Annotated in this window: 13 protein-coding genes; 2 read left to right on the forward strand and 11 right to left on the reverse strand. The window is 33.8% G+C overall.

Annotated elements, in window-relative coordinates; genetic code table 11:
• Positions 1–297: 297 nt before the first annotated feature.
• From K8N75_RS08190 to pdxT, 7 genes are all read right to left on the reverse strand, one after another.
• Positions 298–636, reverse strand: a complete 339-nt coding sequence (locus K8N75_RS08190) for a P-II family nitrogen regulator (protein WP_223791590.1) — start codon at positions 634–636, stop codon at positions 298–300.
• A 61-nt stretch (positions 637–697) separates the two neighbouring features.
• Positions 698–1,930 carry an ammonium transporter gene (locus K8N75_RS08195; RefSeq protein ID WP_223791591.1) on the reverse strand — a complete coding sequence of 411 codons (1,233 nt, stop codon included), beginning with the start codon at positions 1,928–1,930 and terminating at the stop codon, positions 698–700.
• Between the two features lie 316 nt (positions 1,931–2,246).
• Positions 2,247–3,746 carry a glutamate synthase-related protein gene (locus K8N75_RS08200; protein WP_223791592.1) on the reverse strand — a complete coding sequence of 500 codons (1,500 nt, stop codon included), beginning with the start codon at positions 3,744–3,746 and terminating at the stop codon, positions 2,247–2,249.
• Positions 3,747–4,856, reverse strand: a complete 1,110-nt coding sequence (locus K8N75_RS08205; RefSeq protein ID WP_223791593.1) for a Coenzyme F420 hydrogenase/dehydrogenase, beta subunit C-terminal domain — start codon at positions 4,854–4,856, stop codon at positions 3,747–3,749.
• Between the two features lie 2 nt (positions 4,857–4,858).
• The gene (locus K8N75_RS08210) at positions 4,859–5,548 is read right to left on the reverse strand and encodes a GltB/FmdC/FwdC-like GXGXG domain-containing protein (protein ID WP_223791594.1); all 690 of its coding nucleotides are present in this window, start codon (positions 5,546–5,548) and stop codon (positions 4,859–4,861) included.
• Between the two features lie 59 nt (positions 5,549–5,607).
• Positions 5,608–6,525, reverse strand: coding sequence for a class II glutamine amidotransferase domain-containing protein (locus tag K8N75_RS08215; RefSeq protein ID WP_223791595.1), 918 nt, complete (start codon positions 6,523–6,525; stop codon positions 5,608–5,610).
• Entirely contained in the window at positions 6,513–7,088 is a 576-nt protein-coding gene (pdxT, locus tag K8N75_RS08220; RefSeq protein ID WP_223791596.1) for a pyridoxal 5'-phosphate synthase glutaminase subunit PdxT, read from the reverse strand. The genes K8N75_RS08215 and pdxT overlap by 13 nt, the downstream gene beginning before the upstream one ends.
• 393 nt (positions 7,089–7,481) lie before the next feature.
• On the opposite strand from pdxT, the gene K8N75_RS08225 reads away from it, so the two are divergent.
• Entirely contained in the window at positions 7,482–7,715 is a 234-nt protein-coding gene (locus K8N75_RS08225) for a hypothetical protein (RefSeq protein ID WP_223791597.1), read from the forward strand.
• Positions 7,716–7,851: 136 nt separating this feature from the next.
• On the opposite strand, the gene K8N75_RS08230 is transcribed toward K8N75_RS08225, so the two are convergent.
• Positions 7,852–8,799 carry a malate dehydrogenase gene (locus tag K8N75_RS08230; protein WP_223791598.1) on the reverse strand — a complete coding sequence of 316 codons (948 nt, stop codon included), beginning with the start codon at positions 8,797–8,799 and terminating at the stop codon, positions 7,852–7,854.
• A 171-nt stretch (positions 8,800–8,970) separates the two neighbouring features.
• Complete coding sequence (locus tag K8N75_RS08235) at positions 8,971–9,531, reverse strand: HEAT repeat domain-containing protein (RefSeq protein WP_223791599.1); 561 nt, start codon at positions 9,529–9,531, stop codon at positions 8,971–8,973.
• A 98-nt stretch (positions 9,532–9,629) separates the two neighbouring features.
• Here K8N75_RS08235 and K8N75_RS08240 point away from each other — a divergent pair, with 98 nt between their 5' ends.
• On the forward strand, positions 9,630–10,850 hold the full coding sequence (locus K8N75_RS08240) for a site-specific integrase (protein WP_223791600.1): 1,221 nt from the start codon (positions 9,630–9,632) through the stop codon (positions 10,848–10,850).
• Positions 10,851–10,853: 3 nt separating this feature from the next.
• On the opposite strand, the gene K8N75_RS08245 is transcribed toward K8N75_RS08240, so the two are convergent.
• Positions 10,854–11,267 carry a signal peptidase I gene (locus K8N75_RS08245; RefSeq protein WP_255590888.1) on the reverse strand — a complete coding sequence of 138 codons (414 nt, stop codon included), beginning with the start codon at positions 11,265–11,267 and terminating at the stop codon, positions 10,854–10,856.
• A 37-nt stretch (positions 11,268–11,304) separates the two neighbouring features.
• Positions 11,305–11,784, reverse strand: a complete 480-nt coding sequence (locus tag K8N75_RS08250; protein ID WP_223791601.1) for a hypothetical protein — start codon at positions 11,782–11,784, stop codon at positions 11,305–11,307.
• Positions 11,785–12,070: the final 286 nt, after the last annotated feature.

A 12,070-nucleotide genomic window follows, 5' to 3' on the forward strand; every position in this document is an offset into this window, starting at 1 on the left:
TAAAATTAACATTTCAATGTTCTTCACCCCTTAATTAAATTTAACCTAAACTCTCGGATGTAGGAAACATACTTCCGACATATTGATGTTGAATTTTTTAATATATAAACGTTTTGATTAGTCCCAATTTTATATTATTCTTCTATATACGGAGTTTGTTTAGATTAAATGGATTATATTAAATATTTTTCAAAAATAATAAATTTCTATTTAATGATTATGAACAATATACCAATATAAAATAAAATAATGAAAAAATAAAATAAAATAAATTATTTATTAAAAAAATATAGATGACTATACTGCTTTTTCTCCTCTTTCACCAGTACGGATCCTAATTACTTCCTCTACAGGAGATATGAATATTTTTCCATCTCCAATATCACCTGTTTGGGCTTTAGTAATTATGGTTTGAATTATATTTTCTATATCCTCTTCCTTTGTAACGATCTCAATTTCAGTCTTAGGAAGAAGGTCAACTTTGTAGTCATGTCCCCTGTAACTTTCTGTAATACCTAATTGTCTTCCTCTTCCTCGTACTTCTTTAACAGTCAAACCATGACAGCCTATTCCTTCAAGGGCCTCTTTAACTTCTTCCAATTTATCTGGTCTTATGATCGCGAGTATTTTTTTCATAATTACACCTCAGTAATCCTTATTATGATTCTGTTATTCCGGTATACTCATTTATACCTATTCATGACAGTCTGTAACCGGATTCCTCGTGTAGATTAATATCGAGACCCTGAACTTCATCTTTAGTTTCGACTCTTAATCCTATGGTCATATCTATTATTTTACCAATTATCAACGTCATTACGAATGCATATACTCCGATCACCAAAACAGCAACAAGCTGGATACCAATCTGTCCAGGATTACCTGCTATTAATCCTCCTTTTATTGCACTATTTATTAGGGGGGTAGCAAAGATTCCAACAGCTATTGTTCCAACAATTCCACAAACCCCGTGTATCCCAAACACATCTAGAGAATCATCATATCCAAGCCTAGGTTTCAGGTGTGATACTGCATAGTATGCACATATAGATGCTATGAATCCAATTATTATTGCTGCAGTGATATTTACATAACCTGCTGCAGGAGTGATTGCTGCCAATCCTGCTATTGCGCCTGAAAGTGCTCCTAAAAGTGTTGGTTTACCAGTTTCTAGTTTATCCATCAGTACCCATGTAATCATACCCACGGCAGCTGACATATTTGTTACTATCATTGCTGAAACAGCTAAATTTGTTGCACCCAATGCAGATCCTGCGTTAAATCCAAACCATCCAAACCATAAAAGTCCGGTACCTATTATAGAATATCCCAGATGATGAGGGAGTAACTGTGAATTTTTTCTTGCACCTAGAAGTAGAACTAGTGCTAATGCAGCCATACCACAATTTACATGGACAACTGTACCTCCTGCAAAGTCAAGGGCACCCATTTGTGCTAACCATCCTCCCCCCCACATCCAGTGGGAAACTGGTATGTATACTAATGTTATCCATACAGGAATAAAAGCAAGCCATGCTGAAAATTTCATTCTTTCAACAACAGCACCAGATATCAGTGCTACTGTAATGGCAGCAAATGTCATTTGGAACACTGCATATAATCCTGTTGGGATTGTTGGAGCATATGTTGAAAGGGAATTTGATTCAATCACTCCTCCAAATAATGGGTTGGCCAATGTTCCTATGAATCCCCAAATATCAGCACCAAATGCTAGATCGTATCCATACACAAACCAAATTATACTCACAATTGCAAAACTTATAAATGATAAAAATATAGTATTTAAAACATTTTCTCTTCTGATAAGCCCTCCATAAAAAAGTGCTACACCAGGAATTGTCATCAAAATAACTAATGCTGTGGATATTAGCATCCAAGCAGTATCGCCAGAGTTAAGAAATGGATCCATTTATGTTTCCTCCATTAAAAGTTTAGGTTCTTTAGGTTTTTTATTAATTTGCTCTATTTTTGAGCCTTATTTATAGTTTAAATATTTAAACTGATTTTTTAGGAATAAATTAATTCCCTGAAAAGTGTTTCCAAGAGTAGATCACCAATAGGATAGTGGTAACCTACTTCCGATATATTTTTTTGTGTATTATTATATAACCGTTTTGGTAAACTGATATAATTACTAAGACCATAATTCAATTAAAAAAAGAGAATAAAAAAACAAAATTTTAACTCAAAAAATTAAATAAATAAAAAAGGAATCAAAGATTCCATTAATATTTAATTGGCGCTTCTAAACCTGCCATTTTAACACCTGTAAGCACAGATGACTCAACAGTAAGTGCCCTCAAGTCGTCTTTTTCAAGTTTTAATATATCTGTGTTTCCTGCTTGTTGTGTGAGCATTACAGCTTCTTCAGTCATGGCATCTATATAACGGGCAACTCGCTTGCCTGCTTCAACATAATCTAAACGCCTTCTAAGCTGAGGATTTTGTGTTGCTATACCCTTTCTGCATGTTCCAGCATAGCACATCTGGCATACTCTACAACCTATAGATACAAGGGCAGCTGTAGCTATATAAACTGCATCAGCCCCCAATGCTATAGCCTTTGCAACATCAGCACCATTTCTTATACCTCCTCCAGCAACAAGATTCACTTTTTCCCGTAGATTGATCTGTTTTAAAGCTTCATCTGCTTCAACAATTGCTGCAATAGTAGGGACACCCGAGTGTTCGGTAACAATATCAGGACCTGCTCCTGTTCCTCCTTGCATACCATCTACAACTATTATATCTGCACCTGCCTTTGCTGCGATCTTTACATCATCACTTACACGTCCGGATGTGAATTTAACAATGATAGGGATTTTCCAATCGGTTATTTCACGTAGTTGAGATATTTTCATAGAGAGATCCTCTGGACCAACAATATCCATATGACGTGCAGGACTTAGGGCATCTGTTCCCTCGGGTATCATTCTGATACGGGAAACATCTGCTGTTACTTTCTCTCCTAGTAAATGTCCTCCCATTCCTGATTTGGCACCTTGACCTATTTTAATTTCAACAGCCTCAGAATTATTCAGATATTTGGCGGAAACACCAAATCTTCCAGATGCGTATTGTGCTATGAGTTTAGATGCATATCTCCTTTCTTCAGGTAGCATTCCTCCTTCACCAGTATTTGTTGCTGTTCCAGCAAGTGTTGCACCCATTGCAAGCGATATCTTTGCTTCTTTACTCAATGCTCCGAAGGACATTGCAGCTATCATTATAGGTGTGTCAAGAACCAGTGGGTTTTCAGCATATCTAGCACCTAATGTAACTTTTGTATTACATGGCTCCCTGTATTTATCTATTGGCGGCCTTGAAACCTGTGCAGGTATAACAACAAGGTCGTCAAATGTTGGAATTACTCTGGTAGCTCCACATCCCCTAACTTTGTAGGATCCTTCTGTTGATTTTCTACCTATCTCAACAATGTCCCCTAATGACCAAACATTCCTTCTATCTTCAGGGACTGCATTCACTTCAATTGCATTATTAGGACACATCTCTTCGCATATTCTACATCCAACACAGTTTTCATGATGAAGTGGGTAAGGTTCATCGTCAATAATTTCGAAGACATCGTGGGGGCAGTTGTTAACGCAAGAATAACAGTTTTTACATAATTCTTCATCTCTGTTATCGCACATATACCAGCAGCACCCGGGTCTGTCAAAATTTCTTCTGCAGAGGCTCTGGTTCCTTTCAACTTTAAATGGCAATTAAACTCCTCCATTTCCCTTATTTAATTCTTTAAGCGGTGTAAAAACACTACAAGCTGCGTATTTGGTTCCGGCAGCTTTTAACACATCTGCAACATTATTGGTTATTTTTGCTTCGGGTTTCCAAGCTTCTGAATCGCTTTTATCAACAACGACTACGTCATCGACTACTTTTTTAGATAATGCATAATCTAAAAGTGCTGTTGCAACACCACCATCTTGACCCTTAAGCATTGGTGCTTTTGCAGATAATATTTTGATATAATCTCCCAAAGGTTTCTTATCAGCTTCTTTGCTTAGAATATCATCGGGTATGTAAGTTCTTGGACATGCAACGTAACAAAGGTTACATCCCTCAGGACATTTTCCCTTTAATTGGGGTTTTCTATCTTCGATTTTAATTATTTCTTCTGGACACACGTAATTACATGCACCACATAGTACACATGCGCCAATGTCAATCACATCTCCTTTGAGATCTTGAAACTGACATTTTGAAACTTCTTCAGTGAATTCATCAATAGGCATTTGCCTTCTGTAGATAACAGGCCTTCCAACTCTTTCCCTTTTAATTATTTCTTCTAAATTTTCTTTTTTCTTTTTGTTGGCAAGTTTTTCAATTATTTTAATTCCTGATTCTTCAATGGGTTTGGTTTCTATGTAATTATTGTCCTCTGCATTTTTAACGAGTTCAAGACCTTTATCTGTTCGGATTATAAGGGTTGACCATCCTTTTTCGGAACCAACAGAACCAACAGAAAGATCTGAAAGTTCAGATGTGAAATCCATACATATGTTGCAGTTTTTACGAATACATGATCTAGCTTTTTCAATGGGTATTTTAAATAACTGGTCTTCTTTCAAGTAGAACCATAGGAAATTTTTTTCAATTCTACATTCTTTAACATCATTCATATCCACATTATTCTCTTCAAGCAGTTTTTTCATGTAACTGTAAGAAAAATTTTCCATGCAGAAGAGTCCTATTTTAATGTCAATGGGTGTTTCTCCAAGGATATCTGAGAATCTTCCTAGTTTAGTAGCTGCTACCATATGGCATGGTGTTCCTACCATTGCCACTTTTCCCAGTTTGGTTATTGTTTCTCCCATCTTCATCCCTCCTCAGATTCTTTACCATAAAATGGTCTGTTAGAACGTGGAACTATTTTTTTAAAGGAATTATAGTCATTTTCTTCCAGATCAAAGCCATATTTTGGAAGTAACTCCTTAAGTTCATTTTCATCTTCGGTTGTTAATTTTTCAACCTTTGCATTTTTGCCGAGGCTTTTTATATTTCCCCGGACGTAGATTGCTCCCCTAATTATTGATTCGCCGGCATCCTCGGATATATTTCCTAGGATGATTATACGGCCACCCATCATGAATAATCCGCTCATAAAGCCAGAATTTCCACCAACTATTATGGTACCGTTTTTCATGATTTCTCCAGTTCTTGAGCCTACGTCCCTTTTCACCACAACTGTTCCGCCATATATTCCCTGTCCCACACCGTCACCTGCAGATCCATCTATAATAACTTCTCCTTCGGTCATGTTATCTGCTGGAAACCATCCTGCATTTTCTTTAATGTGTATTTTTGCACCATGTATCATTGTTCCTGCGAAATAACCGGCTGAACCTTCTATAATGAGTTCAACAGGGTCTACTAATCCTGCTGCAAGATAGTGCATTGCATTTGGGTTTTTAATGGTTATTTTATCATATTCGGTTGCAGCTTTCTTAATGGTACGATTAACTTCCCTTGGTGGTTGGTGCTCAGCATTGATTATAAATTCACTCATTGTAATCACCTAAATTTCCCAATATATCGTTAATATTATATATTAACATTTTATACTCTTTAAATTGTGTAAGCCCTTGTTTCTCCAGGGGATATCTGGTCTATATCGTGTGTATCCATTACTTCACGTAGAGAAACTTCTTCTGACGCTATTGCAAAGACCTCATTATTTTCAGCCATAACTCCCGGCCTAAGCCCGAGTTGATCCTTTGCTATTCCAACACCATCAGGTGTTCCAACTATATATGAAAAAGGTCCGTCCATATCCTTAACAGACTGTTCAAGGGCTTCTTCAAGTTTATATCCCTCTGAAAGTTTATCTGCTATGTAATGCACTATACATTCTGTGTCGTTGTTGGTTTCGAATATATGGCCTTTACGTTCTAATGGGTCCCTTAATTTCCAATAATTGGTTATTTGACCATTGTGCACCACAGTTATATCTGGTATTATATAACTTTGAAATGGATGTGCATGATATCTATCAACAAGGCTCTCGGTTGAAAACCTAGTGTGGCCTATTCCATGTGTTCCCATCTTAGACTGTGTATCATATCTAGCTGCTATGTCCTTTACTAGACCAACATCTTTTATCATTTCAAATGAATGAGCTCCATTGAGCACAATGACATCATCTATCTTATCTATATCCATTATAAGTGGTTTTAATTCTGAAAAAGATTTTAGTCCAATTTTGCAGCGATATATTATATAATTTTCAACAGAGGGGATTATTTCCTCTTTTTTAATAGGTGTTGCTATATTTACAGTGTTTTTCACGGCTTCAAGAAGACCTGGTTTTTCTTTGACTTCAATGTTTAGAAGGTACTCATTTTCTTCCAATCCTAAACCGCCATATATTGCAAAACCCGCAGAATCTGGCCCTCTATGTTGTAATGCATCCAACATCTTGGTGAGAGCATCACCTACTGGGTGAAGTTTTCTGTCTTTAAATACAACTCCTGCTATTCCACACACTTCAATACCTCCTTAATGAAATACTCATGAATCCTAGTATCATCTGTAAGCTCAGGATGAAATGCTGTGGCAATATGTTTTCCAGATGCCACTGCAACAATTTTACCCTTGAGTTTAGCGAGTACCACGCCATCTTTTAATTCTTCAACATAAGGTGCTCTTATAAAAACTCCGGCATATTTACTACCGAAAATTTCGAGTTCTTCTTCAAATGATGCCTTTTGGCGACCAAAACCATTTCTTTTGACTTTCATATTTATAAGTCCAAGTAATGATTGTTCATAATCTGTTTCTGATGCAAGCAGTACCATTCCGGCGCAAGTTCCCAATATGGGAATGTTTTGATCAATTATGGCCTGGTTCATACCAGTTTTATCCATAAGTTTGCCAATGACTGTACTTTCTCCTCCAGAAATAATAAGTCCATCGCATTTTGAAAGATCTGAAACTGTTTTTACCTTTAAGACTTGTGATTCAATATCCATTTTTTTCAGAGATTTGATAGTGGCTTCGAAATGTTCTGAAACATCACCTTGTAAGTCTAAAATTCCTATGCTTATCATTTGAATTCCATCTCTCTTAAAAACGTTATTTATATCTTTTATTTTACTCTGTCTACTTTGTAAGGTAATCTTATTTGATGGATATATCATATAAATTTACCGGAAAATATTTTCCGAAAACGAACTTAAAATAATGGATGTTGAAATATAAATTTTTAATTGAATATTTTTTATACAATGTTCATAATTTAGAATATGATAATGGTTATAACTGAACACTTATATAAACTTTTTCAAAATTCATTAATTTCAAATATTAACATAAATTAATATACCTTTATTAACAAAGCAAATTCAATTAATTTTTCAATATAAATATTACAAAAAATTAATTTGATATGGAATCTAACTTCATATAAGATAATATAAAATCAATCTTAAAGGAGGCAAACCATGGATAATAAGATAGTTTTATTAATAGTGGTTTTAGTGGCTATAGCAGGTATTGGAGGTTATTTAGTTGGCCTTTATCAAGGTTCTGGAAATTTCTCACTTAACATAACTAATAATACAACTGGAACTGCAAACGACACTGGAACTGCAAAAACTACTAATGTAACACCGGTTAAAAATAATACTAATAAATCAAACAACACACCAGTTAAAAATAATACTACGTTTTTTTAAATATGTATGATTTTGATTTATAATTAAATTCAAAATTATTATATTCTTTTTTTAGGTATTATTAAAAATAAATTCGAAAATTAACTCTTTTTTATTAAAATTTAAAGGATAATGCCTTAATATTGAATTGGCATATTCACATATTTATTTCAGCCACAACTTCATCAGTTGCTTTTTTAACAGATTCAGCTGCTTTTAAAAATGCTTTTCTTTCTCTTTCAGTCATAATTATTGGAATTATCCTTTCTATGCCTTTTATACCTAGTTTAACAGGGACTCCTAAACATACATTCTCAACACCTTCTATTTCACTTTCTAGAAATGCACTGACTGTTAATATCTTCTTTTCATCATTCAAGACAATAGTAACAATGTTTGAGATTGCAAAAGCAGGTCCATATTCTGTTGCTCCCTTCTTTTGAATAACATAGTTACCAGCATTTTTAACCTTTTCAACTGTTCGATCCATGTCAAAATCATCATAACCCTTAAAATATTTGAGTAATATTCCACCTATCGATGTTGAACTCATAATTGGCACCATGTTATCGCCATGTTCCCCCATCACCCTTGTGTGGATCTCGCTAACATGGATATTGAAATGTTGGGAAATTAGATTTTTAAGTCTGAGTGAATCCAAGTGATTTCCAAGTCCAAAAACTTTGTTTTTGTCGAATCCAGATGCTTTTAATGCAACATAGGTCATTATGTCAACAGGATTTGTTACAACCAGTATTATGGAATCTGGTGCAAATTTTGCAATAGCCCGGGAGTATTCTGCAACAATCTTTGCATTGGGTACAGCAACGTCCATCCTAGACATCCCTGCACTTCTTGGCTGTCCTGCACTTAGAACAACAACATCTGAACCTTTAACATCTTCAAAATCATAAGATGCTGTTATTTTAACATTGACATCCTTGGCGGCCAGGGCATCGTACATATCCAATGCTTCACCTTCAACCTTATCAATGCTCTCTTTTCGTGATATAAGCACCAAGTCATTTACAGAATTTTCTTCAGCTAGACTGAATGCAGTTGCTTTTCCAACTCTGCCTGATGCTCCGATTACACTAACTTTCAACAAATACCCCCTTTTACTTCTAATTAATATGTTTTAACAAGATAATTAATAATTCTTGTTTGATTTACTTAACTTATGCTATAAAAAATTTAGATAATTTGCTAACTAAAAATTTATGAATAAAATGGGATTATATAAATATTTAGGGAGAAATTATAGTTTTATTTTTATTTACTCAAGTTTTTTAAGAAATTTCTCTGCTACCCTTTTCACATAACTACTTTCATCATTTAAAGCTTTTTTTAGAGGTTCTATTGCTCTTTTATCCCCAATATTACCAAGAGCCCAAGCAGCCCCTCCTCTAACAAAGCCACTATCATCTTCCATGGTTTCAATAAGAGGTTCTACAGCTTTTTTATTGGCTATTTTACCTAATGCCCAAGCAGCAGCGCCTCTAACCCTCCAATCATCATCTTTTAGTGTAATAATTAGTGGATCTACCGCAGGATCGCCTATGTTCCCAAGAGCAGTTGAAGCTTCTCTTCTAACCCATTTATTTGGATCTCTAAGAGAATTTATTAGAACATTAACGGCCCGATCATCACCAATAATTCCAAGAACACGTATTGAACCTCTTCGAATGTTCTTATCATTATCCTCTGCAGAAACCATTAACTGTTCGACAGCAGGTTCGCCTATTTCCTCTAAAAGTCCCACTGCCTGCATTTGAACAAGTTCATCATCATCTTTAAGTGTCTGAATTAGTCTTTCAATGTTTGTTTCACGTTCCATTTTTTATACCACCATTCACTTTCAATACTTCTACCAAATGAATCTACTTGTACAGTTTTAATTTATGAAAAATTTAAAAAAACACTTTTTGTTACTTTATGACAGAAACTCCTAAAGTTACTGATGTTAAAAAAATGCAAGTTTTTACAGAATTTTGTAATGATAGAAGTTTAGCTCCAACTAGTATTATACTATATGGCGTATCTTTGAATAAATATATTTCTTTCACTGGTAAAACTTTGGAAGAACTACTTGATGAAGCCGAATATGAAGAAGATAAAGGAATCAGAATGAGAAAAAGAAAGATTCAAAGATACCTTAATGGCTTTAAACAATCGCTAGAAGATAATGGTTTAGCAAAAAATACTATAACAAACACGATGACTCAAGTTAAAAGTTTTTATAATGCTAATGGAATAATGTTACCAGTTCAACCTAGACGTAAAAGTCGAAAAGACCGTATAATAGAATCTTATGATGATCTACCTACAATGGATGAAATAGTAACTTTCTTAGATTATTGTTCTCCAGTTTACAAAGCAATAGTAACAACTATGCTATCTTCTGGTATGAGTAGGGCTGAAATTTGTTCTTTAACTTTTCAACACTTATATGACTCTATATCATTAAATAAACAACCTAAAACTCTTCAAGAATTGATAGATAAGATAGGTGAATTGGCACCTATACCAACCTGGAAAATAACTAGAATAAAGACAGGAAAGCCATACTTCACTTTTAGTAGCCCTGAATCATCAGAATGTATATTAAAATATTTAAAATATTATCATAATAAATATCCTGACTTTAATCCGGAACCTACAGATAATCTATTCAGAAATCATAATAAAATTGTAACTCTGGCTGCAATGAGTGAAATGTTCAGAGTTTTAAATATTAAAGCTGGATTTAGAAAAGTAGGAAATAAATATTTAATAAGACCCCATGTTCTTCGGAAAGTTTTTGCTACAACATTAGAAAAAAATAAATTTCCATATTTAGGTACAAGATGGTTATTAGGGTATGATTTAGATAAAACAACTTCTGCGTACTTTAAAGCGGATCCAGATACACTTAAACAAGATTACATAGAAGTTTTAGACCAATTAACAACAAACAAAGTAGAAATTAAACTTATAAATCAATACAGTGAACTTAATGAAAAATTAGATCAAAAAGATGAGAAAATAGCTAATATGGAAAAGCAAATTGCAGAAATGGAGAAGAAAAATAAAGAAAGAGATGAATTTTTAGATGACCTCATGACTAAAAAGAATATGATTAAGAAGGTTCTTGAGGAAGTTGATAAAAATGATTAGATTCTATGAAAGAAATAATTTAGGTATTTCTTGGAACCATAGTGTAATATACCCTATTTTTGGAATTATTAATGGTTTATTGTTTATTTTTACTACTTTGGAAATTATTTGATTTGGTGATATTGGCTCGGGATCTTGATTCGCATTATTATCTCCCTTCAAAATATAAAAAGTATTTCCATTAGATTCTTCTTTTGCAATCACTCTGTGAATTACAGGTTTATTTTCAAACCACCTTGCTTCATAAATTATTATATCCCCCACATCTATAGAGCTGGTATCGTAATTTATTATTACTATGTCTCCTTTGTAAAATATTGGTTCCATACTTCCTGATACAACAACGTTCATATAATGTGCAAATGTTAGTCCAATAACGATAATAGCAATATAAGTTATTATTTCTTTTTGTTTCATTATTTATCACCTCAAAAAAAAAGAAAAAGATTTTATATCATATTTTGTGAATTGTTGTTTGAGAACCATTCTGATCGTCAAAAGTTGTGTGAATTTCGTAGACTTCATAAGGTTCTTTACTATTATTTGGTCTGGTCCAAATGTTTCCTTTATAGTCCCATCCTGAGATATATCGAATTATGTGTTTGTGACCCCAGTATTCTGTGTACATTGGTAAAATGATTCCAGATCCATGGTAATATTCTGCTCCAGTTTTAGCACCGACTTTATAATAGGTATAACCTGCGATGTCCCATTTCCCTACATTGCCCTTAGATGTTACAATATATGGTTGTACCCAAGAATCATACTGGTGTAAATTATGGGTTAATACTTTTACTTGGATTGGCGCGTTAGGATCAATTGTTTGAATAGCATTATCAGTTGTCAAAACAGTTGCATGACTTGCTGATGGTATTAAAACAACAGCAAAAACAACTAGACATATGTAAATCTTCCAAATATTACTTTTTAGCATTTATATCCCTCCTTTTAAGTTCAATACTAAAAAATTAATTTTAGTATTACTAATTATAATATTTGTACTAACTTGATAAAACAATTTTCTAATAGAATTATTAATATTAATAATTAAATAATTAATACTAAATATTGGGGGACCATAGTATTATTACTAGAAACCCACGAGTATGTAACGCAAAGTAATGCAAAGACATAGTGTCTAACGAGTAATTATGCAAAGATATACTATGTAACGCAAAGTAATGCAAAGACATAGTGTCTAACGAGTAATTATGCAAAGA

The organism is Methanobacterium spitsbergense (assembly GCF_019931065.1).
Lineage (GTDB): Archaea > Methanobacteriota > Methanobacteria > Methanobacteriales > Methanobacteriaceae > Methanobacterium_B > Methanobacterium_B spitsbergense.

Bases quoted from the DNA above. Each gene is read 5' to 3' on its own strand.
- K8N75_RS08190 (WP_223791590.1), bottom strand. From the start codon at position 636: ATGAAAAAAATACTCGCGATCATAAGACCAGATAAATTGGAAGAAGTT.
- K8N75_RS08195 (WP_223791591.1), bottom strand. From the start codon at position 1,930: ATGGATCCATTTCTTAACTCTGGCGATACTGCTTGGATGCTAATATCC.
- K8N75_RS08205 (WP_223791593.1), bottom strand. From the start codon at position 4,856: ATGGGAGAAACAATAACCAAACTGGGAAAAGTGGCAATGGTAGGAACA.
- K8N75_RS08210 (WP_223791594.1), bottom strand. From the start codon at position 5,548: ATGAGTGAATTTATAATCAATGCTGAGCACCAACCACCAAGGGAAGTT.
- pdxT (WP_223791596.1), bottom strand. From the start codon at position 7,088: ATGATAAGCATAGGAATTTTAGACTTACAAGGTGATGTTTCAGAACAT.
- K8N75_RS08225 (WP_223791597.1), top strand. From the start codon at position 7,482: ATGGATAATAAGATAGTTTTATTAATAGTGGTTTTAGTGGCTATAGCA.
- K8N75_RS08235 (WP_223791599.1), bottom strand. From the start codon at position 9,531: ATGGAACGTGAAACAAACATTGAAAGACTAATTCAGACACTTAAAGAT.
- K8N75_RS08240 (WP_223791600.1), top strand. From the start codon at position 9,630: ATGACAGAAACTCCTAAAGTTACTGATGTTAAAAAAATGCAAGTTTTT.
- K8N75_RS08245 (WP_255590888.1), bottom strand. From the start codon at position 11,267: ATGAAACAAAAAGAAATAATAACTTATATTGCTATTATCGTTATTGGA.
- K8N75_RS08250 (WP_223791601.1), bottom strand. From the start codon at position 11,784: ATGCTAAAAAGTAATATTTGGAAGATTTACATATGTCTAGTTGTTTTT.